At 48.1% G+C, this 26,722-nt stretch carries 20 protein-coding genes and 1 tRNA gene; 3 read left to right on the top strand and 18 right to left on the bottom strand.

The window, feature by feature from the left end; all coding sequences use genetic code 11:
- The first annotated feature begins 29 nt into the window (after window positions 1–29).
- Both gpmI and AB5903_RS04975 read left to right on the top strand, forming a co-directional pair.
- Window positions 30–1,547 (top strand): 2,3-bisphosphoglycerate-independent phosphoglycerate mutase, encoded by a 1,518-nt coding sequence (gpmI, locus tag AB5903_RS04970; protein WP_016661081.1) that lies wholly within the window; start codon window positions 30–32, stop codon window positions 1,545–1,547.
- A 211-nt stretch (window positions 1,548–1,758) separates the two neighbouring features.
- Window positions 1,759–2,340, top strand: coding sequence for a DUF3109 family protein (locus AB5903_RS04975; protein WP_005656080.1), 582 nt, complete (start codon window positions 1,759–1,761; stop codon window positions 2,338–2,340).
- A 156-nt stretch (window positions 2,341–2,496) separates the two neighbouring features.
- Here AB5903_RS04975 and gyrB read toward each other — a convergent pair whose 3' ends face one another.
- From gyrB to AB5903_RS04990, 3 genes are all read right to left on the bottom strand, one after another.
- The gene (gyrB, locus tag AB5903_RS04980) at window positions 2,497–4,458 is read right to left on the bottom strand and encodes a DNA topoisomerase (ATP-hydrolyzing) subunit B (RefSeq protein ID WP_016661083.1); all 1,962 of its coding nucleotides are present in this window, start codon (window positions 4,456–4,458) and stop codon (window positions 2,497–2,499) included.
- Window positions 4,459–4,668: 210 nt separating this feature from the next.
- Window positions 4,669–4,923 (bottom strand): 30S ribosomal protein S20, encoded by a 255-nt coding sequence (gene rpsT, locus AB5903_RS04985; RefSeq protein ID WP_005656082.1) that lies wholly within the window; start codon window positions 4,921–4,923, stop codon window positions 4,669–4,671.
- Between the two features lie 39 nt (window positions 4,924–4,962).
- Window positions 4,963–5,034 (bottom strand) — tRNA-Glu (locus tag AB5903_RS04990).
- A gap of 286 nt (window positions 5,035–5,320) precedes the next feature.
- Between AB5903_RS04990 and recO the strand changes: the two genes are divergently transcribed.
- The gene (gene recO / locus AB5903_RS04995; protein WP_117901889.1) at window positions 5,321–6,049 is read left to right on the top strand and encodes a DNA repair protein RecO; all 729 of its coding nucleotides are present in this window, start codon (window positions 5,321–5,323) and stop codon (window positions 6,047–6,049) included.
- 256 nt (window positions 6,050–6,305) lie between these two features.
- Here the strand turns inward: recO and AB5903_RS05000 are convergent, their stop codons facing one another.
- The 15 genes from AB5903_RS05000 to AB5903_RS05070 form a co-directional block, all read right to left on the bottom strand.
- On the bottom strand, window positions 6,306–6,755 hold the full coding sequence (locus AB5903_RS05000; protein WP_005656086.1) for a GatB/YqeY domain-containing protein: 450 nt from the start codon (window positions 6,753–6,755) through the stop codon (window positions 6,306–6,308).
- 67 nt (window positions 6,756–6,822) lie between these two features.
- Window positions 6,823–8,136: a cell division protein FtsZ gene (ftsZ, locus tag AB5903_RS05005; RefSeq protein ID WP_016661084.1), complete on the bottom strand. Its 1,314-nt coding sequence runs from the start codon at window positions 8,134–8,136 to the stop codon at window positions 6,823–6,825.
- Window positions 8,137–8,153: 17 nt separating this feature from the next.
- Window positions 8,154–9,569 carry a cell division protein FtsA gene (ftsA, locus tag AB5903_RS05010; RefSeq protein ID WP_016661085.1) on the bottom strand — a complete coding sequence of 472 codons (1,416 nt, stop codon included), beginning with the start codon at window positions 9,567–9,569 and terminating at the stop codon, window positions 8,154–8,156.
- A 54-nt stretch (window positions 9,570–9,623) separates the two neighbouring features.
- Window positions 9,624–10,361: a cell division protein FtsQ/DivIB gene (locus AB5903_RS05015; RefSeq protein WP_005656090.1), complete on the bottom strand. Its 738-nt coding sequence runs from the start codon at window positions 10,359–10,361 to the stop codon at window positions 9,624–9,626.
- Between the two features lie 30 nt (window positions 10,362–10,391).
- Window positions 10,392–11,777, bottom strand: coding sequence for a UDP-N-acetylmuramate--L-alanine ligase (locus AB5903_RS05020; RefSeq protein ID WP_005656092.1), 1,386 nt, complete (start codon window positions 11,775–11,777; stop codon window positions 10,392–10,394).
- A gap of 7 nt (window positions 11,778–11,784) precedes the next feature.
- Window positions 11,785–12,933, bottom strand: coding sequence for an undecaprenyldiphospho-muramoylpentapeptide beta-N-acetylglucosaminyltransferase (murG, locus tag AB5903_RS05025; protein ID WP_005656093.1), 1,149 nt, complete (start codon window positions 12,931–12,933; stop codon window positions 11,785–11,787).
- 38 nt (window positions 12,934–12,971) lie between these two features.
- Complete coding sequence (locus AB5903_RS05030; RefSeq protein WP_005656095.1) at window positions 12,972–14,255, bottom strand: FtsW/RodA/SpoVE family cell cycle protein; 1,284 nt, start codon at window positions 14,253–14,255, stop codon at window positions 12,972–12,974.
- Window positions 14,256–15,590, bottom strand: coding sequence for a UDP-N-acetylmuramoyl-L-alanine--D-glutamate ligase (gene murD / locus AB5903_RS05035; RefSeq protein WP_005656096.1), 1,335 nt, complete (start codon window positions 15,588–15,590; stop codon window positions 14,256–14,258). It lies immediately after the preceding gene.
- A 110-nt stretch (window positions 15,591–15,700) separates the two neighbouring features.
- On the bottom strand, window positions 15,701–16,969 hold the full coding sequence (mraY, locus tag AB5903_RS05040; RefSeq protein WP_005656098.1) for a phospho-N-acetylmuramoyl-pentapeptide-transferase: 1,269 nt from the start codon (window positions 16,967–16,969) through the stop codon (window positions 15,701–15,703).
- Window positions 16,970–16,988: 19 nt separating this feature from the next.
- On the bottom strand, window positions 16,989–18,437 hold the full coding sequence (locus AB5903_RS05045) for a UDP-N-acetylmuramoyl-L-alanyl-D-glutamate--2,6-diaminopimelate ligase (RefSeq protein WP_005656099.1): 1,449 nt from the start codon (window positions 18,435–18,437) through the stop codon (window positions 16,989–16,991).
- A gap of 31 nt (window positions 18,438–18,468) precedes the next feature.
- A complete protein-coding gene (locus AB5903_RS05050; protein WP_368117682.1) occupies window positions 18,469–20,568 on the bottom strand; it encodes a penicillin-binding protein in 2,100 nt (699 codons plus the stop codon).
- A 95-nt stretch (window positions 20,569–20,663) separates the two neighbouring features.
- Window positions 20,664–21,023, bottom strand: coding sequence for an FtsL-like putative cell division protein (locus AB5903_RS05055; protein WP_005656102.1), 360 nt, complete (start codon window positions 21,021–21,023; stop codon window positions 20,664–20,666).
- Window positions 21,024–21,061: 38 nt separating this feature from the next.
- Window positions 21,062–21,973 carry a 16S rRNA (cytosine(1402)-N(4))-methyltransferase RsmH gene (gene rsmH, locus AB5903_RS05060; protein WP_005656103.1) on the bottom strand — a complete coding sequence of 304 codons (912 nt, stop codon included), beginning with the start codon at window positions 21,971–21,973 and terminating at the stop codon, window positions 21,062–21,064.
- Window positions 21,974–21,997: 24 nt separating this feature from the next.
- Complete coding sequence (gene mraZ, locus AB5903_RS05065) at window positions 21,998–22,492, bottom strand: division/cell wall cluster transcriptional repressor MraZ (RefSeq protein ID WP_005656104.1); 495 nt, start codon at window positions 22,490–22,492, stop codon at window positions 21,998–22,000.
- Between the two features lie 224 nt (window positions 22,493–22,716).
- On the bottom strand, window positions 22,717–26,616 hold the full coding sequence (locus tag AB5903_RS05070) for a response regulator (RefSeq protein WP_368117681.1): 3,900 nt from the start codon (window positions 26,614–26,616) through the stop codon (window positions 22,717–22,719).
- Window positions 26,617–26,722 lie beyond the last annotated feature (106 nt).

The following is a 26,722-nucleotide window of genomic DNA, read 5'->3' on the forward strand; positions in this document are numbered from 1 at the left end:
GAGATTGTACAATTAAAAAACTAATAATTATGAGCAAGAAAGCCCTTTTAATGATTCTTGATGGCTGGGGTATCGGCGATCAAGGTAAAGATGATGTGATTTTCAATACGCCTACTCCCTATTGGGACAGTCTGTTGGCCACTTATCCGCACTCGGAGTTGCAGGCAAGCGGCGAGAATGTCGGTTTGCCCGACGGACAGATGGGTAACTCGGAAGTAGGTCACCTCAATATCGGTGCAGGACGCATCGTATACCAGGACTTGGTAAAGATTAACCGTGCTTGTGCCGACGGCAGCATCCTGAAGAACAAGGAAATCGTTTCCGCTTTCTCTTACGCGAAGGAACACGGTAAGAACATCCATTTTATGGGACTCACCAGCAATGGCGGTGTACACAGTTCTTTCGACCATCTGTTCAAGCTTTGCGATATTTCAAAGGAATACGGCATCGAGAATACATTTATCCACTGCTTTATGGACGGTCGCGACACCGACCCGAAGAGCGGTAAAGGTTTCATCGAGCAGTTGACGGCACATTGCGAAAAGTCAGCCGGTAAGATTGCTTCCATCGTAGGCCGTTTCTATGCTATGGACCGCGACAAACGTTGGGAACGTGTGAAAGTGGCTTATGACCTGTTGGTAAACGGAGAAGGTAAGGTTGCTTCCGACATGGTCCAGGCCATGCAGGAGTCTTACGATGAGGGCGTAACCGATGAGTTCATCAAACCGATTGTAAACGCGAACTTCGACGGTACTATCAAGGAAGGTGACGTAGTTATCTTCTTCAACTATCGTAACGACCGTGCCAAGGAACTGACTATCGTGCTTACTCAGCAGGATATGCCCGAGCAGGGAATGCACACTATTCCCGGTTTGCAGTATTATTGCATGACTCCGTACGATGCTTCCTTCAAGGGTGTGCACATTCTCTTCGATAAGGAAAACGTACAGAATACCTTGGGCGAATACCTGGCAGCCAACGGCAAGACCCAGCTCCATATTGCCGAAACGGAGAAGTACGCCCACGTGACATTCTTCTTCAACGGCGGTCGCGAAACTCCGTACGATGCGGAAGAACGTATCCTTGTTCCGTCTCCGAAGGTGGCTACGTATGACCTGAAGCCGGAAATGAGCGCTTACGAAGTAAAAGATAAACTGGTTGAGGCCATTAATACCAAGAAGTTCGATTTCATCGTAGTGAATTATGCGAACGGCGATATGGTGGGTCACACCGGTATTTACGAAGCCATTGAGAAAGCCGTAAAAGCTATCGACGAATGCGTGAAAGATACGGTGGAAGCTGCCAAAGCCAACGATTACGAGGTAATCATCATTGCCGACCACGGTAATGCCGACCATGCCCTGAACGAGGACGGTACGCCGAATACGGCCCACTCTCTGAATCCCGTTCCGTTTGTTTATGTCACGGCCGATAAGAATGCTAAGGTAGAGAACGGTGTATTGGCGGATGTAGCTCCTTCCATCCTGCATATTCTGGGTATGAAGCAACCTGCTGAAATGACTGGTAAAGACTTGATTATAAGTTGATAATTGAGAATTAAAAATTAAGAAATGATAGCAAGGGATAATATTATCCATGCTAAGTCGTATGCGTTTGCTATTCGAATAGTAAACGCATACAAGTTTTTAGCGGATTCTCAGAAAGAATTCATATTGTCCTAAAAGAAGCGGATGAAACAATCTTTAAACAGGTGAACATTTATTTTTTAATGCTCAATTTTTAATTTTCAATTTACTAATGTTACAGATAGATGATGTTGTAGTTTCTTTTGATGTACTGCGCGAGAAGTTCCTTTGCAATCTGGATGCTTGCAAAGGAGAATGTTGCATTGAAGGGGATGCCGGTGCTCCGGTGGAATTTGAGGAGGTAGAGAAACTGGAAGAGGTACTGCCTGTGATTTGGGATGAACTTTCTCCGGAAGCGCGTGCCGTGATAGATGCACAAGGGGTGGTGTACACGGATGAAGAGGGCGATTTGGTAACGTCTATCGTTAATAACAAGGACTGTGTATTTACTTGCTATGACGGGAAAGGCTGTTGCTATTGTGCCATAGAAAAAGCGTATAGAGAAGGTAAGACGGACTTTTACAAACCCGTTTCCTGCCATCTTTATCCTATCCGCATAGGCGATTACGGTCCTTATAAGGCGGTGAACTATCACCGTTGGGATGTTTGTAAGGCGGCTGTCCTGTTGGGGCGGAAAGAGGATGTGCCGGTATATAAGTTCTTAAAGGAACCTTTGATACGTAAATTCGGCGAAGATTGGTATGCCGAACTGGAACTGGCAGCCGAGGAGATGAAGAAGCAGGGAATGATATAAGAAAAGCTCCGGTCAACAGGTATTTCCTGTCCGTCCGGAGCTTCTTCGTTGTAAGATGTGAGGTTGGTAAATAAAAAATTGAGGATTGAGAATTAAGAATTAAAATGATAGCATGTCTATTTTTCAATTCTTAATTCTCAATTTTTAATTTCCTGATTATGCATCGATATTTGCATAGGTTGCGTTCTTTTCGATGAAATCGCGGCGCGGGCCTACGTCTTCACCCATCAGCATGGAGAAGGTATAGTCGGCTTCGGCTGCATTCTCAAGATGCACTTGCTTCAGCATGCGGTTTTCCGGATTCATGGTTGTCTCCCACAATTGTTCCGGATTCATTTCACCCAAACCTTTGTAGCGCTGGGTGTGGACTGCATTTTCCGAACCGCCGCCGTAAGTATCGATAAACTTCTGGCGCTGTTGGTCTGTCCAGCAGTATTCTTTCACCTTGCCTTTGGTGCAGAGATAGAGCGGGGGAGTGGCAATGTACAGATACCCTTGCTGTATCACCTGCGGGAAATAGCGGAAGAAGAGCGTCATGATCAGCGTGTCGATGTGAGAACCATCGACGTCGGCATCGGTCATGATGATTACTTTCTTGTAACGCAACTTGTCTATATTGGCTTCCTTGCTGTCCTCTCCGTCTACACCGAAGCGGATGCCCAAAGCCTGAATGATATTGTTTACTTCATCGCTTTCGAATGCTTTGTGCCACATGGCCTTCTCTACATTCAGAATCTTACCGCGAAGCGGCAGGATAGCTTGGAAAGTACGGTTACGTCCTTGTTTGGCAGAACCGCCTGCAGAGTCACCCTCGACAAGGAACAATTCGCATTCTTCCGGGTCTTTGCTGGAGCAGTCGGCCAGTTTGCCCGGCATGCCGCCACCGGACATCGGTGACTTGCGTTGTACGGACTCGCGCGCCTTGCGTGCAGCCACGCGTGCCTGTGCTGCCAATATCACCTTGTCTACAATCATTTTGGCCTCTTTGGGATGCTCTTCCAGGTAATAGGAGAGTGCTTCGCCTACAGCCTGGTCCACAGCTCCCATAACCTCGTTGTTACCGAGCTTTGTCTTGGTCTGTCCTTCAAACTGCGGTTCGGCCACCTTGATGGAGATAACTGCGGTCAGACCTTCGCGGAAGTCATCGCCGGAAATCTCTACTTTTGCCTTTTCCAGCATCTTGTTGTCTTCGGCATATTTCTTCAAGGTGCGGGTCAGCGCACGGCGGAAGCCGGCCAGGTGCGTACCGCCTTCGATGGTATTGATATTGTTTACATAAGAGTGGATATTCTCGTTGTAGGAAGTATTGTACATGATGGCTACTTCTACCGGAGTACCTTGCTTTTCGGTGTTGATGTAGATGACATCGTTCACCAGATGTTCGCGGGAAGAATCTATATAGCGTACAAACTCCTTCAAGCCCTCTACGGAATAGAAAACTTCTTGCTTGCAGCTTCCGTCTTCTTCTTTTACGCGGAGGTCGGTCAGCGTAATTTTGATGCCGGCGTTCAGATAGGCCAGTTCGCGCATGCGGGTTGCCAGAATATCGTAACTGTAGACCGTTTCAGTAAAGATTGTAGCATCCGGCCAGAACTGTTGGCGCGTACCGGTGATTGCGGTAGTGCCGACTTCCTTTACCGAATATAGCGGATGGCCGCATTCGTATTCTTGCTGGTAGATTTTTCCGTTGCGGAAAACCTGCGTCGTCATGTGCGTGGACAATGCGTTTACACAAGATACACCGACGCCGTGCAAACCACCGGAAACTTTGTAGGAACCCTTGTCGAATTTACCGCCGGCATGCAGCACGGTCATGACAACTTCGAGAGCGGATTTCTGTTCTTTTTCGTGAAAGTCTACCGGAATACCGCGTCCGTTGTCTTGTACGGTGATAGAGTTATCTTCATTGATGGTAACTTCGATGTGGTCGCAATAACCGGCGAGCGCTTCGTCGATGGAGTTGTCTACAACCTCGTAAACCAAGTGATGGAGTCCCTTGGAACTAATGTCGCCGATGTACATGGCAGGACGCTTACGTACAGCCTCTAAACCTTCCAGTACCTGGATGTTACTGGCCGAGTAATTGCTTTCGCCGTTTATCTTTTCTTCTTCAGTCATAATCTAATTTCTCTTATTGTAATAACAAAGCAAAAATAGTGAAAATCCTTGATATATCATGCCGGCGGCTTGATAAATTTGGGCTGTTTACAGCTTTTTAGCACCGTGAGGATTTGTTTGTTTTGAGGGTATTGCCCGGAAATGATACAAACGCAGAAAAGTCCGAACTAAAAAGTTCGGACTCCCATATCTTTTGTGTAACTTATCAGCTTAACCGAGTTTGTTGATATAAACTGCCAACTTCGACTTCAGGTTGTTAGCCTTGTTCTTGTGGATTACGTTAGTCTTAGCCAACTTATCCAACATCTTTGTGATACCAGGATACATTGCTGTTGCTTCAGCTTTATCTGTAGTAGCACGAAGCTTACGAACAGCATTTCTCATGGTTTTGCCATAATATCTGTTGTGAAGTCTTCTTGTCTCTTCTTGTCTGATTCTTTTCAGTGATGATTTGTGATTTGCCATCTCGACTAATCTTTTTTAATTCGTTTATCTTTTTAATTGTAGCCCGTGGGGGAATCGAACCCCCCTTTCAAGAATGAAAATCTTGCGTCCTAACCGATAGACGAACGGGCCATCCTTGTTGAGCGTTTCCGCTCTTTGCAACCGTTTTTCCTTTCGTTTGCGGTTGCAAAGGTAGAAACTATTTTTGAATTGGCAAACATTTCTGATAAAAATTTTGCAGAAATTCTTCTGCGTTTTCTCTTGTATGTGGTTTTATTTATTGATAATCAGGTATATAATGATGTTTTAAATTTTCTGTATTTGCTTCATTTTTTTTATTCCTCTTCTTTAAGTTCCGTAGTTTCGCGCTTTTTTTGTAGCTTTGTTAGCCGGATTGAAACTTGATTAAAGGACGGAAATGTTACAGAAAACGCAAGGAATCGTATTGCATTCTTTGAAGTATAAGGATACTTCTATTATTGTAGACATCTATACCGAGGTGTCCGGACGGGCTTCTTTCCTGGTTCCGGTGTCCCGTTCGCGCAAGGCTGCGGTGAAGTCGGTACTGTTCCAACCTCTGTCTTTGGTGGAGCTGGAAGCGGATTTCCGTCCGAATACTGCTATATATAAGGTGAAAGAGGCAAAGTCTTTCTATCCTTTTACTTCGATTCCTTACGATCCTTATAAATCTGCCATCGCTTTGTTTCTGTCCGAATTCTTATATCGTGCGCTGCGCGAGGAGGCGGAAAACCGTCCTTTATTCGCTTATTTGCAGCATTCCATTGTCTGGTTGGATGAATGCGGCAGTGGCTTTGCCAATTTTCATCTGGTCTTTTTGATGCGTTTGTCGCGTTTTCTCGGATTGTATCCGAACTTGGAAGATTATCACGGCGGCGATTATTTTGATTTGCAGAATGCCTGCTTTACCCCGTTGCGTCCGCAATTGCATTCCGACTATATAGCGCCGGAAGAGGCGGCACGTCTCACAAGGCTGATGCGCATGAACTACGAAACGATGCATCTCTTTGCCATGAGCCGCATGGAGCGTGCCCGTTGTCTGACGATTATGAACGAGTATTACCGTTTGCATCTGCCGGATTTTCCCGTACTAAAGTCTTTGGAAGTCTTGAAAGAGTTGTTTGATTGAGCTCCGTTTCAAAGGGCATTCCGTTTCCTTACGTGTTTCCTGGAGTTTCCTGTAGAGAAACGCGCGTTTCCCTTAAGGGAAATTTCAGTTTCCTTAAAGGGAAATTCTCGTTTCTATGAAAGGGAACGGGCGTTTCTTCCGGGGGAAACGGGCGTGTCATAGGCATGGAAACAATAAAAAGCCGTACTTCAAGCTGCTCTCCAACCGGAGGGGAGCTTGAAGTACGGCTCTGTACGTATTGGGTTGGGCAGAACGCTTATCCCAGCAATTCCTTTACTTTGGCCGAGATGGCACGTCCTTCGGCAAGCCCGGCAAGTTTCTTGCTGGCTACGCCCATTACCTTGCCCATATCCTTACCGCTGGTAGCGCCTGTTTCGGCGATGATTTCCTTCAAGGCAGCTTCCAGTTCTTCGGGAGACATCTGCTTGGGCAGGTATGCTTCCATAACCTTTACTTGCGCCAGTTCTGCATCGGCAAGGTCCTGACGGCCTTGCTGCACGTAGATTTCGGCGGCGTCCTTGCCTTGCTTTGTCAGCTTCTGAATGATTTTCAGGGCATCGGCATCGGTCAGGGTATCATTGGCTCCCGGAGCGGTCTTGGCTTCGAGGAATACTTTCTTGATGTTTCTCAGGGTTTCCAAAGCTACTTTGTCTTTGGCTCTCATTGCGTTTTTAATGTCTTCGCTGACTCTTTCAAATAAATCCATATTGTTCTTTATTGTTTTACTGTTTACAATGTACTGTTTCCGGCTGAAGTCCGGAACGGCAGACGGCTTAGAAAGTGATTATGCCGTTGCCGCCGCTTTCCGCTTCCTGCGCTTCTTCGGTGGCGAGTATGCCGGCTTCTTCCGCCTTGACCTTGATTGCCGCCAGGGTACTCTTGTCGCGCTGGTAGGTAGGAGAATTCTCCACCATGCTGATGATGTCGGCGTTGTCCAGGTCTTCGGGGTTGAAGATATAGATATGCCGGCGGCGCAGACGCTGATACTTGGTGTTGGCATCCTTTCCGTAGTAGGTTTCGCGGCGTGAGCGTCTTTGCTCTTCCTCTTCCTCCAGTTCGGCAAGGCGCTTCTGCTCTTCTGCGGTACGCTGGGTGATGCGGTCGTCCATCTCTTTCATGTGGATGTCCTGGATGCCGAAGCCGGTGGCAAGCAGGGTAATCTTGACTTTTTGCTCCAGTTTGTCGTCTACGGCCATACCGAACTTGGTTTCAAAGTCGCGGCTGAAGCGGTTCATGAACTCTTTCACTTCGTCCATTTCGCTCATCATCAATTTGTATTGCGAGCTGTACGAAATGTTGAGCAGCACTTTCTTGGAGTTGAAGATATCGTTGTTGTTGAGCAACGGAGAGTGCTGGGCATTCTGGATGGCCATGCTCACGCGGTTGTCTCCCTCGCCGTAGCCGGTACTCATGATGGCCACGCCGCCGTCTTTCAGTACGGTTTTCACATCGTTGAAGTCGAGGTTGACCTTTCCGTGCAGGGTAATGATTTCGGCAATGCTCTTGGCGGCTACCGAGAGGGTGTCGTCGGCTTTGTCGAAAGCATCGTCTACGGAGAGTTCGCTATATATTTCGCTCAGTTTTTCGTTGTTGATAACCAGCAGGGCATCTACATGCTTGCTGATTTCCTCCACGCCGTCCAGTGCTTGGTCTATCTTCTTGTCGCCCTCCCAGCGGAACGGGATAGTGACGATGCCGATAGTCAGGATGTCCATTTCTTTGGCGGTCTGTGCAATGATAGGCGCTGCACCTGTACCTGTGCCACCGCCCATTCCGGCAGTGATGAATACCATTTTAGTACCGTCGTTCAGCATGGCCTTGATGTCTTCGATGCTCTCTTCGGCTGCCTTGCGGGCACGGGCAGGACGGTTTCCGGCTCCCAGACCCTCTTTGCCAAGTTGCAGCTTCACAGGAACGGGGGAGTCTTTCAACGCCTGGTTGTCTGTGTTGCACAGCACGAACGTTACATCATGTATGCCTTCCCGGTACATGTGGTTTACGGCATTGCCGCCACCGCCACCCACACCGATAACTTTGATGATTTTCGGTGAATCGGTCGGAAAATCGAATTGTGCTATATCATCCATGATTATAGAGTTTTTAATTATTTCATATCATCGTCCGAGAATATCTCATTGGAGATTTTGTTGAAGGTCTTTTCAAACCAGCTGGGACCTTTCTTTTTCTTCTCCTTTTCTTTCTTCTCCCGCTCTTTGCGTTCTTTCTCCCTGCGCTCCTTTTCCTCTTTCTCGCGTTGCGCTTTGGCGGCACGGGCTGCGGCTTCCTGTTCTTTCAGGGCTTCGTCGTTACCGAACATGTCAGCGGGGGTGGACGCAGGGTTGCCGGCTGGTTGTGCCGGTTTCACCTCCTGCAGGCAGCAGTTTTCGTTGCCTGCGGCAAGAAGGCCGAGCAAGGTATTCTGCATACCATCCTTGGCCAGTACGTCACTGAATCCGTGAACGGTGTCATGCACGAAGCGCATCGTCTTTACTTTCTCTATTTTGCTTTGTTTGCGGAAAGCTTCCTCGATATTCTTCAGGTTTGCTCCGCCTCCGGTGAATACGACTCCGGAGAATAGCTTATCCTCATAACCGGAGAGCTGCAACTGGTTCCATACGTTGGCAAGGATTTCTTCGGAGCGTGCTCCGATGATGTTGTTCAGCGTGGCCAGCTCAATGGCGCGTCCGTCTTCCAGTGCACATACGGCGGGTGTCTCGCTCTCTTCCTCTTCTTCGTAGAGGGCGTTGCCGTATTGCAGTTTCAGCTTTTCGGCATCCTGCTCTTCCATCTGCAGGGACGTGATGTCACGGGTAATGGTGTTGCCACCCAGCGGCAATACGCTCAGGTAGCGGAGAATATTGTTCTTGTAGACCGAAATGGTGGTGGTATCGGCGCCGAAGTCTACCAGTGCACAGCCCGAACGCATCTCGTTTTCCGTTAAAACGGCATTTGCCAACGCTATCGGAGCGATAAGCAGGTCGGCTATCTCTACCTTTGCCTGCTCGAAGCTGTGTTCCAGGTTCTTCTTGAGTGAGGCGCGTGCCACGATGTTGAGGAACTGTCCTGTGATGTGCTGGCCTGCCACGCCCACCGGGTCGGCTTGCAGGGTATTGTCTATCTTGTATTCTTGGGGGGCCACATCCAGTACACTCATGTCTGCCAACGGCACTTCAAGGTTCTCGTCACAGATAGAGTCTACCAGCTCTTGCGAGATGATGCCTTCTTCGTCCAGTGTACGACTCACCGCGTTTTTTACTGTGCGCAATGACTGTCCGCCGATGCCTACATATACTTTGGCAATGGAGTTGTTGAGCTGGTTTTCCAGCTTGTTGGTGATGGAAGTCAATGCCTGTGCTGTCTTGTCGATGTTGTAGATGACCCCCTTGTGGATAAACGAGGACGCATCTTCGCGTGCATAGGCCAACACCTGAATGCTTCCGTCACTGTTCTTCTTTCCTGCGATACCGGAAATCTTGGAAGAACTCAACTCAATAGCGGCGATGAAATCTGTTGTTGCCATAACTGTTTTATTTACTATTTTACTATTTACTGTCTACTATTTGCTGCGCGGTAACTATTCTCTTTTCGTGCAGATAATCTGGTTACCAAACTCAACACTGATACGGGAATATTTGTTCCAGCCTACCTTGTTCAATCCTTTTTCGTAGAATACCTTTACCCGTTTCAGTTTCCGTTCGAAGTCGTCCAGCTTACCGAGGTAGATGACATGGTCGCCTACGCGCGGTACCAGCTCTATGTTTTTGTCGGGCAATACATGAATCTGCTCGATTTGCGCGTTCCAGAACGAATTCTTTTGCAAAAATACACCAAACTTATATAAATCCCTCATGGCAAACGACTTTTCTACGTTTCCGGTCACAATGGCACGGTGCGCAACGCACTTTGCATCGGGCGGCATTACCGTGCCCTTATTGTCCAGATAGTAGTTCTCGCCGTTGGCGCTCATTATCCTCAGGATAGGGATGCGCTGGGTTACTTCGATACAGAGTTTGCCGCTCGGCGTCTTGTAACATTCCACTTCGTCGATGAGCGGATGCTTGGAGAGCGCCTGCTCCAACGTTTTGGTGCGGATACGGTCCAAGTGCTTGCCTATGGGACTGACGCCTTTCTTTTCCAGCATGGCGGCTACTTCCTTTTTCGTGATGAAGCCGGCATATACCGTGTCTTTGATAACCAGCTCCACATCACGGCACACTTGACCCGCCGGCTTCCGGTTGAAAGCGGTAACGGCCACTATCAGGTAGGCAAGGACGAGCAACAGGACGATAGAAAGTAGAATCCTTTTAATCATAGGCTTATTTGCTGTTTACTGTTTTACGGTTTACGCTTTGCTGCGCTGTTCGAGCAGCCGGGCTATGGAAGGTACATAGTTGTCCAGGTCTCCGGCTCCCAGCACTATCAGCACTTCAACCGGTTTCTTCGAGAGCAGGTCGGGAATGTCTTCCTTCCTGCATATGCACTTTTCGATGCCCGGGCGCAGGTTGTCGTATATGAGTTGGCTGCTGACACCGGGAATGGGTTGTTCGCGGGCAGGGTATATCTCTGTCAGAATCACTTCGTCCAGTAGCGAGAGGCTGTCTGCAAAGTCTTTGTAGAAGTCTCTGGTACGGGTATAGAGATGGGGTTGGAAGATAGCCGTTATCTTCTTGTCCCGGTAAAGTTCGCGGATAGACTTCACGCTTTGCGCGATTTCGGCGGGATGATGGGCGTAGTCGCTGAGGAATACGAGTCTGTCCGTCTTTATCTTGAAGTCGAAACGGCGGTCTACGCCGCGGAAACTGGCCATTCCCTGTCTGATTTCCTCATCGGTGACCCCGTTCAGGTGTGCAAGCGCCATGGCTGCCACGCCGTTCTCTATGTTGATGCCGATAGGTACACCGAGCCGGATATCGTTGATGCGGGTGTCCGGAGCAATGAAGTCGATGACGATTTCACCGTTTCCGATGCGGATGTTCTCGGCATGGAAGTCTCCTTCGTCGCGGGAGTAGGTATAAGTTCTTACGCCCGGCTGTACATCCGGCTGCAAGGCAAGCCCCTTCCGGATAATCAGTGCCCCTCCCGGTTGGATAAGGGTGGTATAGTGGCGGAAGCTTTCAAGATAAGCCTCGCGCGTACCGTATATGTCCAAATGGTCGGGGTCGGTAGAGGTGATAACGCTCATATAGGGAGAAAGCCAGTGGAACGAACGGTCGAACTCGTCGGCTTCGATTACGGTGTACGGACTGGCCGGAGATAAGAGCAGGTTTGTTCCGTAGTTCTTGGAGATGCCTCCGAGAAAAGCCGTGCAGCCCACATGCGACTGGTGGAAGAGATGCGCCGCCATTGTACTTGTGGTGGTCTTGCCATGCGTACCGGCAACGCAGAGTCCTTTGCTGCTGCGGGTAATCGTGCCCAATACCTGGGAACGTTTATGTATCTCGAAACCATTCTCCCGGAAATAGGCCAGTTCGGCATGCTCCTGAGGAATGGCAGGGGTGTACACCACCAGTGTGCTTTCCTTGTCCTTGCAATTTTCAGGGATGAGACCGGTGTTTTCCTCATAATGTATTTGTGCACCTTCTGCAATGAGATGCCCGGTCAGTTCGCTTGGCGTACGGTCATATCCCGCCACGAACTTGCCTTTGGATAGAAAATAGCGTATCAGTGCGCTCATGCCGATGCCGCCGGCACCGACGAAATAAACGGATTTTATGGTTTCTATATTCATGTACTTGTCATTTAATAAGTTTCAGCACCTCTTTGGCGATGACGGTTGCCGAGTCGGGCAATGCCAATCGGGCGATGTTGTTGCTCAATTCTTTCAGTTTATCACTGTCTTTTACCGTATCCAGTGCTGCGGGCAGGAGTTTCTCTTCGGCTTCCGCGTCCTTTACGTAGATGGCGGCGTCTTTATCGACGAGCGCCAGTGCGTTCTTGGTCTGGTGGTCTTCTGCCACATTGGGCGAGGGGACAAGGATTACAGGCTTGTGAAGCAGGCAGAATTCCGAAATGGAGCCGGCGCCGGCACGGGAGATTACCAAATCGGCAGCCGCATAGGCCTTCGCCATGTCTTTGATGAAATCCGTCACATACAGGTTGGGTATGGCATTGATGTGCGGGTGGTGTACGGCTTCACCGGTTGCCGCGGTGATGGCGTCCCTTACCTGGTCGATGTATATTCTGCCGGTCTGCCAGATGAACTGTATGTCGGGGTTCTGCCGGATGACGTCAAGGCCGGCGGTCAGGGTGCGGTTAATGGTGCGTGCCCCGAGGCTGCCGCCCAGTATCAGGATGGTCTTTTTGGACGGGTTCAGGCTGAAGTAGCTTACGGCTTCTTCGTGCGCAACGGCATGTCCGAGCAAGTTCTGGCGGACGGGGTTGCCGGTCATGATAATCTTCTCTGCAGGGAAGAACTTTTCCATGCCTTCGTAGGCAACGCATATCTTGCAGGCTTTCTTGGCAAGCAGCTTGTTGGTGACACCTGCATAGGAGTTCTGCTCTTGTATCAGGGTAGGCACTCCCATCATTCCCGCCGTTTTCAGGGTAGGGCCGCTGGCATAGCCGCCCACGCCTACTGCCACCTGCGGACGGAATTGCTTGATGATGCTGCGCGCTTTCCATTGGCTGCGTGCCAGTTTCACCAATACGGCAAAGTTCTTCCACAAGTGCCTGCGGTCGAAGCCCGCCACGGGCAGGCCGATAATCTTGTAGCCGGCATCGGGTACACGCTGCATTTCCATGCGTCCTTCTGCACCTACGAACAGAATTTCCGCATCAGGACGCAATTCCTTAATCGCGTTGGCAATGGATACGGCCGGGAAAATGTGTCCGCCCGTGCCGCCACCGCTGATGATAATGCGCGGTTTGTTGTTCTTTGTTTCCATATATGAGTTTATCTACTTGCTACTACTGATAATTAATCTTATTCAAATTCGGCATCGCTGTTCAGCATCTTGGCTGTCGGCTCGGCAGCGCTTTGCGCTTCGCTGTAAGTGCTTTCGTTTCCGTTGCCGGTTTCCACCTGCATGGTGATTTGGGCATCGTGCGCTCTCTGTTCTTCCAGCTTGGCGGTGTACCGGCTCACACTCAGTATCATGCCGATATAGGCACAGTTTATCAACGTCGAAGTACCTCCTTTGCTGATAAGCGGCAGCGGTTGCCCGGTTACGGGAGCCAGTCCCACGGCCACCATCATGTTGAAGATGGCCTGCGACACCAGCAGCAGGGCTATGCCGATGATGAGGAAGGCGGGGAAGGTGCGGTCGCATTTCTTTGCGATACGTCCTACACGTATCAACAGACAGATGTAGAGGAATACGACTATGACTCCTCCTACCAGTCCGAGTTCCTCGATGATAATGGCAAAGATGAAGTCGGAGAATGCCTGGCTCAGGAAGTCACGCTGTACGGAGTTGCCCGGTCCCTTGCCGATGACATTGCTGGTGGCGACGGCGATACGTGCGTGGGCTATCTGGGCGTCTTTGTCTATATCGAATTTTGCGGCAGGCACTACCTCGTCACTCGTAAACTTCTCGATACGGGCACGCCACGTGTCGAACCGGTGCAGGAAAGGTATGTCGCTGTTCTTTGTCATCAGCAGGAAAGTTACGGCAACAATGCCTACCGATGCCAGGCTGCCGGTCAGCATCAACAGTCGTTTTGCAGAGACACGCCCTATGAACATCATCAGAAAGACTACCCCGAACAGCAATGCCGCCGTGGATAAGTTCTCCGGAGCAATGAGCAGGCAGATAACTCCGGTTATTATCATAATCCGCTTGAAAGCCTTCGGGTTGGCGCCGTCCTCATCCTGCCCTTTGGACAGGATGAAAGCCGTGACTATGATAACCGCCATTTTGGCTATCTCCGAGGGCTGGAACTGTATGCCCATGAACGTCATCCAGCGCGCCGCCCCGTTGATACGTTCCATCATCATGACCAGTATCAGCAGTATTGCGGAAGCCGGCAACAGGAAGACAGGGAATACCTGAAACCATTTGTAGGGGATGTTGTGCATGAGGACCACAATCACAGCGCCTACCATCAGGATAATGCTGTGCTGGGTGATGGGCCCCCAATGGTCGCCGCTCTTATAGGTAAGCGTACTGGCAGCACTGAACACCTCTGTAATGGAGATGAGGCAGAGGAAGAGGAAAATAATCCAGATTACTTTGTCTCCTTTGAATATGCTTTTTAATAAATCCATTTATAACTCTCTTACGTATTTCTTGAATTGGTCGCCCCGGTCTTCATAGCTCTTGAAGAGGTCGAAGGAAGCGCAACAGGGACTCAATAATACTGTTTCGCCTTTCCGGGCTAATTTGAAAGCGGCGTCTACCGCGTCTTTCATGCCGGTCTGCACATCGGCTACCGGCAGACCGAGGCGGTCGAAAAAGCCGTGCAGCTTTTCATTGTGCAGTCCCAGGTAGACCAGTGCGGAGCATTTGCTACGTACCAAATCCTCTATTTCGGTATAGTCATTCCCCTTGTCTTTGCCGCCGAGGATAAGCACGGTTTTGGTTGTCATGCTTTGCAGGGCGTACCAGCAGGAATTGACATTGGTTGCCTTGGAATCGTTGATGAATTGGACGCCGCGTACGGTCGCTACCTTTTCCAGACGGTGTTCTACACCTTTGAAGTCGGACAAGGCTTTGCGGATATCTTCTTTGCGGATACCTGCAAGGTTGGCGGAAATGCCGGCAGCCAATGAGTTATACAGGTTGTGGGTTCCTCGCAGGGCAAGTTCTTCCTGCTCCATATTGAAAGCAATCGGTTCGTTGATTTCCACTTCACCGTCTTCCACATAAGCGATGGCGCCGTCTTCCTTTACGGCGGCAAAAGGATAGGGATGGGCTTTTAAGCCGTGCTTTTCCAGCTCTCTGCGGATGATGGGGTCGTCGTTCCAGTAGATGAAAGCATCTTCCGGAGTCTGGTTTTGCGTGATGCGGAATTTGGCATCCACATATTTCTGCATGCAGTGATCGTATCTGTCCAGATGGTCAGGGGTAATGTTCATCAGGACGGCGATATTGGCGCGGAACTTATACATATTGTCCAGTTGGAAGGAGCTGAGTTCGATAACATAATAGTCGTGCTTCTCCATGGCCACCTGCAAGGCAAGGCTGTTGCCGATGTTGCCTGCCAGCCCTACATTCAGTCCCGCACTCTTGAAGATGTGGTAAATGAGCGAGGTGGTGGTAGTCTTGCCGTTAGAACCGGTGATGCAAATCATTTTGGCGTTTGTATAACGTCCGGCGAACTCTATCTCGGAGATGATGGAGATGCCTTTTTCTTTCAATTTCAGAATCAGCGGAGCGTCGTTGGGGATGCCGGGACTTTTTACCACTTCATCGGCATTCAGTATCAGCTCTTCCGTGTGCTGTCCTTCCTCCCAGGCAATGCCATGCTTGTTCAGCAGTTCCTTGTATTTGTCTTTAATGGCAGACATGTCGGATACGAACGTGTCGAAACCTTTCACCTTGGCAAGTACGGCAGCTCCCGCGCCGCTTTCGCCTGCTCCTAAAACTACAATTCTACTCATATACTATTATAATTAAGAATGGAGAATGATGAATGAAGAATCCGGCTGCATATTGTGATGCGCTGTATCGGTAACTCTTCATTTTTCATTCATAATTCTTCATTGGGTTGTTATCTTATCTTTAACGTTATAATTGTTATTGCTGCCAGTACAATGGTTACGATCCAGAAGCGGACGGTAATCTTCGATTCATGGAACAATTGTGCCGGTTGGGTAAATACCACTTTGCAACCGGGCTCTATCAGGTTCATGCCGGTGCGGAAGTGGTCGTGTATCGGCGTCCGTTTGAAGAGACGCTGTTTAACCCCTTTCCGTTTGCCGGCTTTGTAGTAGACCCGTTGCAGAATTACCGACAGGTTCTCTACAAGGAATATGCCGCATAGGATAGGTATCAGCAGCTCTTTATGGATGATAATGGCGTATACGGCAATGATGCCGCCGATGGTCAGACTGCCTGTATCGCCCATGAATACCTGTGCCGGGTAGGCGTTGTACCAGAGGAAGCCGATAAGTGCACCGATGAAAGCGCAGATAAAGATTACCAGCTCTTCCGAACCCGGTATGTACATGATGTTCAGATAACCGGCATATTCGATATGGCTGGATACGTATGCCAGTATGCCCAGTGTCAGACCGATAATGGCGGAGTTGCCCGCTGCCATGCCGTCCATGCCGTCATTCAGGTTGGCGCCGTTGGAAACGGCGGTTACTACGAATATGGTGACGAGTACGAACAGTATCCAGCCCGCCGTTTGTGCGTGTTCTCCCATGAAGGACACGAGGTCGGCATAGTCAAGGTTGTTGCTCTTGAAGAAAGGGATGGTAGTCTGTGTAGCCTTGATTTCTTTGGCGGCATGCACTACCTCGATGCCTTGTCCCGGTCTCTCTACCTCGATGTTTTCACGGATAACGACCTGCGGACTGAGATACAGGGTAAGCCCTACAATGAGTCCCAAGCCTACCTGGCCGATAATCTTGAACTTACCGTGCAGGCCTTCCTTGTCTTTCTTGAATATCTTGATGTAATCGTCGGCAAACCCTAATGAACCTAACCACACAGTGGTGATAAGCATCAGAATCATATAGATATTATTCAGCTTGCCCAGCAACAGGCAGGGAATCAGAATGGCAAAGATAATGATAACTCCGCCCATGCTCGGTACGCCCACCTTGTTTACGCCGAACGGGTCGATGTTGGCATCCCGTTGCGTCTCGGTAATCTGTTTGCGTTTCAGCAGGTCGATGAACTTGTCACCCCAGATGCTCGAAATGAGCAATGCCAGGATGATAGCCATCAATGCCCTGAAAGATGTATAGCCGAACATACCCGCACCGGGGAAGTCGTATTTATCTAACCATTGGAATAAGTAGTATAACATAATTTCTTACTTTATCACTTTAAAACATTATCGCCTTTAGTTCCTCTTTGTCATCGAAATGATGCTTCACTCCTTTTATCTCCTGATAATTTTCATGTCCTTTACCGGCTACGAGAATGACATCTCCCGGTTGCGCCAGCATGCAGGCGGTCTTTATGGCTTCTTTTCTATCGGCGATACTGATTGTCTTCTGCAAATCGTCCTTGTCCAACCCTGCCAGCATATCGTTGATGATGTCTTGCGGCTCTTCAAAGCGGGGATTGTCGGAAGTGATGATGACACGGTCGCTCAAACGGGCGGACTCTTTAGCCATGATAGGACGTTTCCCTTTATCACGGTTGCCGCCTGCGCCGACTACGGTAATCACTTTGCCTTTGCCTTCCAGTACGCCGTGGATGGCATTCAGCACATTCACCAACGCATCCGGAGTATGGGCATAATCCACAATGGCGGTAATGCCCTTCGGAGAGCGGATAGAGTCGAATCTGCCTGCTACAGGGTGCAAAGTGCTGAGGGCAACGAGCACATCTTCTTCTTTCTTTCCCAACAGTACGGCTGCGCCGAATACGGCAAGAAGGTTGGAAGCATTGAACTTGCCGATAAAGCGTACGGCCAGCTCATGGTTGTTAAAGTCGAGCAGCATGCCTTCAAAATGAGACTCCAATACTTTCCCCTTGAAATCGCTGAGGCTTCTCAATGAATACGTATATACGCGCGAACGTGTGTTCTGGGTCATGACCAGTCCGTTCTTGTCGTCCAGATTGGTCAGGCTGAACGCGTTCTTAGGCATGTCGTCGAAGAACTTCTTTTTTGCTTTGAGGTAGTTTTCGACAGTCTTGTGATAATCCAGGTGGTCGCGCGTAAGATTGGTGAAGATGCCGCCGGCAAACTTCAAACCGCTGATACGCTGCTGTGCGATAGAGTGGGAGCTGACTTCCATGAATGCGTATTTGCATCCGGAGTCTGCCATCTCACCCAGCAGGCGGTTAAGGGTAATCGGGTCGGGGGTGGTATGCTCGGTCGGCACGGGCCGGTCGTCAATGTAGTTGCATACCGTGGAAATCAGTCCGACTTTATATCCGAAATAACGGAATGTATTATATAATAAGGTGGCAATGGTTGTTTTGCCATTAGTACCGGTTACGCCCACCAGCTCCATTTTGGAAGTGGGATCACCGTAGAAAGTGGTGGCAACCTTACCCACCGCATTTTCGCTGTCTTTTACTTGGATATATGTAACATCAGGATTTGTTTCTTCCGGCATGTCTTCGCACAGTACGGCTATAGCGCCTTTTTCAATGGCGGTAGGGATATATGCGTGACCGTCGGTCTGCGTACCGCGCATTGCCATAAACAAATGTCCGGCCGCAACTAAACGGGAGTCGATATTCACTCCTGTTATATCTTTCTCCGTACTGCCGATAATTTGTACCGGTTGTATCGCTTTTAATAGTTCGCTTAATTTCATTCCTTATTATATAATAATGTATATTCTTATATTAACGTAATGTCAAGGCTATTGTCTGTCCTTTTATCAATCGGCTTCCGCCTGCGATGGACTGGTTTCTTACCTTGCCGATGCCGTTGAGGCGTACTCTAAGTCCTTTGCTTTCCAGCAGATAAACAGCATCCTTAGCCCCCATGCCCACTACGCTGGGAACTATGCCGTCAGAAACTTTCTGATTTTGCAGGATAACGGCGGACGGGGCAGCCTGGCTGTGTCCCCACAACTCTCTCTCGTTTTCTACCTCAAACTGTTTCTGCACCGGAACATCCAATGTGTTGAGCACGCATAATGCCTCGTTCATCTCCCCGGCTTTTACTGCAGGAATTACATTGGTGGTGCTGTCTATCGCACTGCGTATATCGAACCGCAGATTCTTGGCATATACCCTTTCTGCAATCTTGCTGAATACGCTACCCGCCATCAAGCCGCCCGATGCCGGAAGTCCCGGCTTCTGTATGGAAACGATGCAACTGTATTTGGGAGCCTCTGCCGGGAAGTATCCGCAGAAACTGACGAGATAATTCACCCGTCCCGCCTTATAGCCGGCGGCACCTTGCGAAATCTGCGCCGTACCCGTCTTGCCGGCTACGGCAAACTGTTTGCTTCCGGCGGGTTTGGCCAAACCTTCGGCAACTACTTTGCGCAGAATCTCCCGTATCTGTGTCAGCGTATTGTCCGAGCAAATCTTCGGATTGATAACTTCCGTAGGAAAGTCACGGACAACCTCACCGTCTTTCACTGCCGCTTTTACGAATTTAGGGCGCACCATTGTACCGTTGTTGGCAATGGCATTATAGAAAGTCAGTATGTTCAGTGGCGGTACCTGCGTTTCATATCCTATACTCATCCAGGGTAACGTGGTCTTGGCAAAATACCGTTCTTTCGGACCGCGGATGTTAGGTTTGCCCTCTCCGGCTATTTGCAGGTGGAGCGGGCGGTCTATACCGATGCGCTTCAATCCGTCTACGAACTTCTGCGGGTTGTCGCTGTAGTGCTTGTCGATAAGATATGAAACGCCGATATTGGATGATACTTCCAGAATACGTGTCACATCAATTTTGCCATATCCGCCCCGATGCCAGTTATGGTCTTTTATCGGGCGGCCGTGCATCATCATGATGCCGTTGCCTGTGTCGACTTCCGTATGGGGAGTAATCTTTCCGTCTTCAAGGGCTACCATGATAGAGGCTGTCTTGAATGTGGACCCCGGCTCCAGCATATCGCTGATGGCGTTATTACGCATTTCGTAATAGTTGCCGTCGCCCGCTTTCATCATGTTGACAATGGCTTTTACTTCTCCGGTCTGCACTTCCATCAATACGGCAACGCCCACACTGGCGTTTATCTCTTTCAGCTTGTCTATCAGTGCTTTCTCGCAAATATCCTGCATACCCACGTCGATAGTGGAAATGATGTCGCAACCGTCTACGGGAGCAATGTCCACTATGTTCAGGTATTTGTTCATCACCTTCTGGCGATGGGTGATACCGTCACGTCCTTTCAGCAGCGTATCAAAGGCAAGTTCGATACCGTTTTTGGCTCCTTGCGCTGTATCGGCGTAGAGGTCGCCGAGTGTACGTGCCGCCAGAGAACCGAAAGGTTTCTTACGCTGGTTGAAAGGCTGTTCATGGAAGCCTCCTTTGTATTTGTTTAGTTTGAATACCGGCAGCCTTTTAACTTCTTTGTATTGGATATAGGAGATACGTTTCGGGTAAATCAGGTAATTGCGGCTACCCTTTTTACGTCCTCTTAACAGATGTCTTTTAAATTCGGCGGCACTTTTATCGGGGAATATCTGGTGCAATCCTTCGCAGATTTCTCCCAGATGATTCATAAGCATGGTGTCTTTCTTCTCTCCACCCGCTTTGAAGTCCATGTAAATACGGTACTCCGGTAGGGAGCTCGCCATTAATTTACCGTCCGATGAAAGGATATTGCCGCGGTTGGGCTTCACCCTAACATTCTCCTTCACAAAGCGGTCGGCAACATCTTGCCAGTACTGACGTTCGGCAAACATGATGACAGTACCTTTTACGATAATAGCTACTCCTATCAGTCCCATGACGAGGACTACGAAGAAGTAGCGGGTCATTATATTTTTCTTGTTTACTGCCAAGGTTGTTTCGATTTACTATTATACTATATTACAGTTTACTTGTTTATCGGTTTGCTTACCATTATCCGTACTTATTTGATTAAGTATGGCGGATTGGTCGAAGTCTGCAAATCGCTCTCTTTCGTTGCGATGTATTCCTCGATACGCGATTGACGGCTCCGTTCCATCAGTTCGGAACTGCGTGTCAGGGCATCGTATTTTATATCTATCAGTTCTTTCTTGAGCTTGTCTATCTCTATCATCTGCTGCTGGCAGGCGTAACGGTTATGGATATAGAACAGAATAAGAACCATGATGAGGACAAGCAGCTTCGTCTGACGGCGGAAAAAGTCCGTAGCCAGAATATCACCGCCTATAATGTTCTTTAGCGAAGTCCGTCTTTTCACCTTTTCGCCTTTTTGCTCCTCTTGTTTATTATTTGTTTCATTCATCGTTCTATCTCTTTACAGCCTTATCGCTTCCCTCATTCTTACAGTTTTTCCGCAATCCTCAGCTTGGCGCTTCGCGAGCGCGGGTTGCGTTCTATTTCATCGTTATCAGGAACAATCACTTTATTGTTTACCAGACGGAAAGGCGTCTGTACGTTTCCGAAGAAGTCTTTTTCCGCCTTGCCCTCTATGTTGCCGGTCTTCATGATGTTTTTCACCATGCGGTCTTCCAGCGAATGATAGGTGATTACCACCAGCCGTCCACCCGGCTTTAATGCTTCCGTGGCTGCATATAACATCTCTTTCAATGCTTCCATTTCCCGGTTGACTTCGATGCGCAACGCCTGAAACACTTTGGCAAGCTCTTTCTTTTCCCTTTCACGTCCGAAGAGGGGCTTGATAATTTCCAGAAATTCCCCGATGGTGCCAATCTTTTGAACGGCACGTGCCTTGACAATAACGGATGCCAGCTTGCGACTGTTCTTCAATTCTCCATACAAATAGAAAATGTCGGCAAGGCGTTCTTCATCGTATGTATTTACGATGTCGGCGGCTGTGAGTCCGGCACGCTTGTTCATCCGCATATCGAGGGCGCCGTCAAAACGGAACGAGAACCCCCGTTCGCTATCGTCGAAATGATGTGACGACACACCGAGGTCGGCGAGTACGGCATCTACCTGCTCGATGCCATGATAACGCAGGAAGTTATGCAGATACCGGAAGTTGCTGCGTACAAAAGTGAAGTGCGGATCGTTTACGATGTTCCGTTCAGCATCTTCATCCTGGTCGAAACCAAGCAGTCTTCCACCGTCGCCCAAGCGGGAGAGTATCTCGCGGGAATGGCCACCGCCGCCGAATGTCACGTCTACATACGTTCCGTCCGGACGGATATTCATTCCGTCAACGCTTGGCATCAACAGTACCGGAATATGATATGTTGTTTCTTCTTTCATTTTTCTTTCATTACAATCGTTCTATTACTCTACGCTCTTATCGCTTGTCTCTGCTTCTTCCTCTCCCAGGTTTTCCTCTCCTAAAATATCTTGCAGCGCTTCGCTGAATTCTTCCGGGTCCATGAAAGGCTGTTCAGCCTTTTCTTTCGCCCATATTTCGATGGTGTTGTCCACGCCGATAAAGCGTACCTCACTTTGTATGCCTGCCATTTGCAAGTAGCGTTTAGGCAGCAGGATGCGTCCGTTCCCGTCGGGAATCATGATTTCCGCATCGCTTACAAACTGTCGGAAAATTTGTTGGTGTTTCGCATTCCATTTGTTCAGCCGCTGCCGGAGTTGGTTTTGCGTTTTGAACCAGACGCTTTCGGGGTAGAGTATCAGGCAGTCCTGAAATACATCCTTACGCAATACGAGTCTCTCCTCGGAAGCAGCCTGCAACTGTTTCCGAAAGCCGGCAGGGATAAATACACGTCCCTTTGTATCCGTCTTTGCTTCAATATTGCCTAAAAAGCGTATCATTTTTCACCTTATTATAATAAGCGACGGTAAAAGTACACATTTCCCCACAATTCCCCACAATGTTTTAACTAAAATCTTATTTAGAAGTTTTCAACAGCTTGTTGATTACTTATTCTATTGAAAATGAACAATGTGTTATGTTGTTTGTTTGGTGGGGAACTGGCGCAGTTATCTGCTGTAATTGCATTCTATAACTGCCGTTCCAACGGAGAAAAATAGGGTATTTATGAGTGCTTTTCTTTGTATTGTGTGGGTGAATATCCTGTATATTGTTTGAATACCGTACTGAAATATCTTGATGTGGAGAATCCTGTCTGTTCGGAGATTTCATTAATGCTAAGTTTGCTGTTGGTGAGCAGAAAAATAGCCCGCTCGATGCGTAGTTTAGTGATATAATCATTGGCTCCCATGCCTGTAAGGGCTTTCAACTTGTTATAGAGTGAAGCGCGGCTGACTCCCAGTTCCTGGTAGAGGAACGGTATTCCCATTTGAGCATTGTCCAGGTTGTTTGATATTAACTTATTTAGCTTGTGTAAGAAATCTTCATCCGCAGAGCTGAAAGTGCTTTCTTTCGGCTCAGGCAATGAGCCTGTTTCGGTGTAACGCGCGCGTATCCGTTCACGGTTCTTTAATTGGCTGCGTATCACGCCGTGAAGCATATTCACTTCAAAAGGCTTGGTGAGGTAGGCATCCGCCCCGTTCTTGTATCCGAAGAGTTGGCTCTCATCATCGTTGCGTGCTGTAAGTAATATGACGGGGATATGACTGATTTCAAGTTCTTCTTTGATATGTTTACACAGTTCATACCCGTTCATTCGCGGCATCTGAATGTCGCTCACCACAATGTCGGGCTGGTATTTCCGGCAGGTGTGCAAGGCTTCTTCACCATTGAAAGCCAGCCATATCTTCTTGAATTTGTTTTTTAGAGTGTTGTGCAAATAGTCGGTCAAATCGACATTGTCATCTACAATGAGTAGCGTATGTTCTTTGGTGTTTTCCTGATTGTCACCGGCATCAGGAATACTTTCCACTTCTTGGGTGGGAGCCAATAATTCGTTGAGGTAAGGGTGAGGTTGCAGCGTGATTTCTCCGGACTGGATATTACGGGGTATTTCAAACCAGAAAGTGGCTCCTGGAAATTCTTGGTGGTCATAAGCTCCTATGCTTCCACCGTGCTGCTCGGCAAGAATTTTGGAATAGGACAACCCGATACCGGTTCCGGGACGACTGTTGTTACCTTGATAAAAACGGGTAAACAAGCTGTTTATGTCTACTTCCTTTAAACCGATTCCTTGATCGGAAACAGAGATTCGTACGCACTTCTTATCATCCGATAAGTCGGCAGAAACCATAATCCGGCTATTGTCGGGACTGTATTTAAGAGAATTGATTAAAAGATTGGTTAGTACGGTTGTACATTTTTCTTTGTCAAAACACAAACTGTCAATCGCCGCGTCGGTCCTGTACCGGATGTCGATGTTTCTGTTCCTTGCTTCCGGTTTGAAATCTGCAATGAGTTGTTCTATCCAGTCGTTCAACGCTACTTTTTCAATATTTAGTGTACTTTGTTTTACTTCCATTTTACGTACGTCCAAGACCATGTTTAATAACTTCTTCATACGGTCGGACTGTTTGCAAATGTTTTGTATGGTTTCATATTTACAATCGTCGGAAGTGAGCGATTCCAATAATTGCTTTAAGGGGGCGTGTATCAGGGTCAAAGGCGTGCGCAGTTCGTGATTGATATTTATAAGAAAGCGGACTTTTTCTTCATACACTTGTTGTTCATGCTCTTTCATTGCCCATTTCAGTTTGTTTGCATTGCGGCGCAACAACGAATAGATAATACCCGTTGCAAGAGAAAGAATCAATGCCAAGCAGCATGCCTTAAACCAGCCCGACTTGTACCAGGGCGGCGATACCGACAGTTCTAATATCTGATAATCGCCGGTCCAGCTTCCGCTTCGGGTGCTGCATGAGGCCGATATTCGATATGTTCCTATAGGTAAGTTGTTCAATGTCAGTTCCGGTTTGTAGGAATAAGATATTTGTCCGTCCGGTCCATGTACGGTAAAACGGAACATCGGCTTTCGAAAGATATCCTTGTTGCCGGCTATGATTTTGATAGATATAGGCTTGTTTGACTCTATGACTTCCAGATGCCTGTGGGTGATATTGTTATTCATTCGTTCTCCGCCCACCCATACATCCGCCAAATTTAAAACGGGATCACTGTTTTCCTCTTGGGGCAGTTGCCTGTTGATGTGAAGTAATCCGTTGATGCCGCCCATATAAATATCTCCTTGCGTGGATAGTAGTCGCGGCTTTTCCAAATATTCGTTAAGTACGATGCCGTCGGACTCTCCGTAAAGGATAAATTCTTTTTCTTCAATAAGATGAGCAAATAATTTGCCTTCGGTTCCAAGCCACACTTTTCCCCGCTTGTCACAAATCAATGCGCTGATTTCGTCGATTAATTCATTGGAGATACAGGTCCGCTTATTGCTTATGGTAGAGTAATAACTTAAACCGTGGTTGCTTCCTATCCAAAAGAGTCCGTTTTCATCGAGGGAAATAGAGTTGAACACAGTGTCTTCGTAGCAGGTGTGGATGGGTAGAAGCCGGTTAAGGCTGTCCAATCGGTATATATGTTTGAGATCGTGCAGGAAACTGCGGGTGCTGTCATTGCACACCGGCTGTATTACACCGTCTATAGCTGTTTTTCCAACGGAGACGATTGGAGTGAATTTCTTCTTTGTCAAATGATAGCTATATGGAGATTCGGAAAGCAATAATACGGTTTCCGGTGTATTTTGGAGTACATTGACATTTTTCCCCCGTTGGCATAGTAATGTGTTGATACTGTCATTGACTATAATCAGCGGTTGATATTCCTCTGTTTCCTTATCGAAAAAGAATATGCCTTTGCTGAATAATGAAATTAACAGTCGCCTTTTGTCTATGCCGGTTATTGAAGATACTTTATCTCCCCATGTCGGTAGTATATGATTGAATTTCCGGGTATCGGGATTAAACTTGTTGATGCCGCCTCCGTCCGTGCCTATCCATATTTTTTGTTCTTCGTCCTGATAGATGCTTAATACGACTTGACCGCTGAGACCATATTCTATTCCGGGTAAAGCCTCCGAATAGGTTGTCATACCCGTTTCCTTGATGTTTATCAATCCACCCCATACGCTGCCTGCCCATATGTTGTTATTGAAATCCTTGTATAGGCAGAGAATGGAGTTTGTCGGTAACGAGTTACGGTTTCCCGGCACATGTTCCAATGACACCATTTCTTCGTTTTCAGGATTTAATATGAAGATTCCGTAACCGTCGGTTCCTATCCAGATGTGTCCGTCGCATTCCGTAATGGATAGTACAACGTTGGTTTTCATGGACGAATTCATCGTGTGGTAAGCATGTAAAAGCTTTCCGTTGCGATCGTAGCATTTTACGCCTTGGTGGTATGGGGCAGTCCATACATTACCTTTAGAGTCTATGAAGCAGTCCGTCAGCTCATCACTTTTGAAGGGAGCGGGTTGTGTCTTTCCTGTCCGTATGTCAATCAGTAATGCGTTTTTCCAACGGTTTATGGCAAGCAGTGTGTGTTTGTCCCATTTTCGCAAGGTAGTGATATTATAGTGATTGTCGGGTTGCAGGGAGCAAAGCAGTTCCGTTTGCCGGTCAGCATAGTTGTATTTATAAATCTTTCCGTATCCGCCAAATAAAACTCCGTCTGTCCATGGACAGATAGAGGCGGCAGAAAGTGGATGCTGTTCTTTGTCTTTCGCTTGCAGGAAATTATCATCCGATTCATTGTAGTAATACAGGCCTTTGGCGGTAACAGCCCAGATTTTGTTTTCGTTATCTTCAAACAGATGGGTTATATTGTCGTGGAGGTATTTTTTCAGTTCGTATCCGTCAAAACGTCCTATGCCGGTGCGTGTACCTACCCACACATATCCTTTTTCATGGCTCACGGTCAGGCATCGTACGGAGGAAGATAAGCCGTTTTGGATATTGATGATTTGCTGGAAAGCATACTGCTTCATTTCTGTAGCCTTAAAAGGAAGGGATAACAATAGGCAAATCATTAAGAAGACTGGATTTTTTTTCATAAGGATAGTTCAAGGGGTTGCTGCAAAAGTAGTTTATTGTTTTGGAAATACAAAGTATTGTGCCAAATATCCGGTATGAGAAAGTAACTTATTTCCATAACATTAT

The sequence above is a fragment of the Bacteroides sp. 2201st1_D9_2201SCRN_220225 genome (assembly GCF_040928965.1).
GTDB classification, from domain to species: domain Bacteria; phylum Bacteroidota; class Bacteroidia; order Bacteroidales; family Bacteroidaceae; genus Bacteroides; species Bacteroides stercoris.

Bases quoted from the DNA above. Each gene is read 5' to 3' on its own strand.
- gpmI (WP_016661081.1), top strand. From the start codon at position 30: ATGAGCAAGAAAGCCCTTTTAATGATTCTTGATGGCTGGGGTATCGGC.
- AB5903_RS04975 (WP_005656080.1), top strand. From the start codon at position 1,759: ATGTTACAGATAGATGATGTTGTAGTTTCTTTTGATGTACTGCGCGAG.
- gyrB (WP_016661083.1), bottom strand. From the start codon at position 4,458: ATGACTGAAGAAGAAAAGATAAACGGCGAAAGCAATTACTCGGCCAGT.
- rpsT (WP_005656082.1), bottom strand. From the start codon at position 4,923: ATGGCAAATCACAAATCATCACTGAAAAGAATCAGACAAGAAGAGACA.
- recO (WP_117901889.1), top strand. From the start codon at position 5,321: ATGTTACAGAAAACGCAAGGAATCGTATTGCATTCTTTGAAGTATAAG.
- AB5903_RS05000 (WP_005656086.1), bottom strand. From the start codon at position 6,755: ATGGATTTATTTGAAAGAGTCAGCGAAGACATTAAAAACGCAATGAGA.
- ftsZ (WP_016661084.1), bottom strand. From the start codon at position 8,136: ATGGATGATATAGCACAATTCGATTTTCCGACCGATTCACCGAAAATC.
- ftsA (WP_016661085.1), bottom strand. From the start codon at position 9,569: ATGGCAACAACAGATTTCATCGCCGCTATTGAGTTGAGTTCTTCCAAG.
- AB5903_RS05015 (WP_005656090.1), bottom strand. From the start codon at position 10,361: ATGATTAAAAGGATTCTACTTTCTATCGTCCTGTTGCTCGTCCTTGCC.
- AB5903_RS05020 (WP_005656092.1), bottom strand. From the start codon at position 11,777: ATGAATATAGAAACCATAAAATCCGTTTATTTCGTCGGTGCCGGCGGC.
- murG (WP_005656093.1), bottom strand. From the start codon at position 12,933: ATGGAAACAAAGAACAACAAACCGCGCATTATCATCAGCGGTGGCGGC.
- AB5903_RS05030 (WP_005656095.1), bottom strand. From the start codon at position 14,255: ATGGATTTATTAAAAAGCATATTCAAAGGAGACAAAGTAATCTGGATT.
- murD (WP_005656096.1), bottom strand. From the start codon at position 15,590: ATGAGTAGAATTGTAGTTTTAGGAGCAGGCGAAAGCGGCGCGGGAGCT.
- mraY (WP_005656098.1), bottom strand. From the start codon at position 16,969: ATGTTATACTACTTATTCCAATGGTTAGATAAATACGACTTCCCCGGT.
- AB5903_RS05045 (WP_005656099.1), bottom strand. From the start codon at position 18,437: ATGAAATTAAGCGAACTATTAAAAGCGATACAACCGGTACAAATTATC.
- AB5903_RS05050 (WP_368117682.1), bottom strand. From the start codon at position 20,568: ATGACCCGCTACTTCTTCGTAGTCCTCGTCATGGGACTGATAGGAGTA.
- AB5903_RS05055 (WP_005656102.1), bottom strand. From the start codon at position 21,023: ATGAATGAAACAAATAATAAACAAGAGGAGCAAAAAGGCGAAAAGGTG.
- rsmH (WP_005656103.1), bottom strand. From the start codon at position 21,973: ATGAAAGAAGAAACAACATATCATATTCCGGTACTGTTGATGCCAAGC.
- mraZ (WP_005656104.1), bottom strand. From the start codon at position 22,492: ATGATACGCTTTTTAGGCAATATTGAAGCAAAGACGGATACAAAGGGA.
- AB5903_RS05070 (WP_368117681.1), bottom strand. From the start codon at position 26,616: ATGAAAAAAAATCCAGTCTTCTTAATGATTTGCCTATTGTTATCCCTT.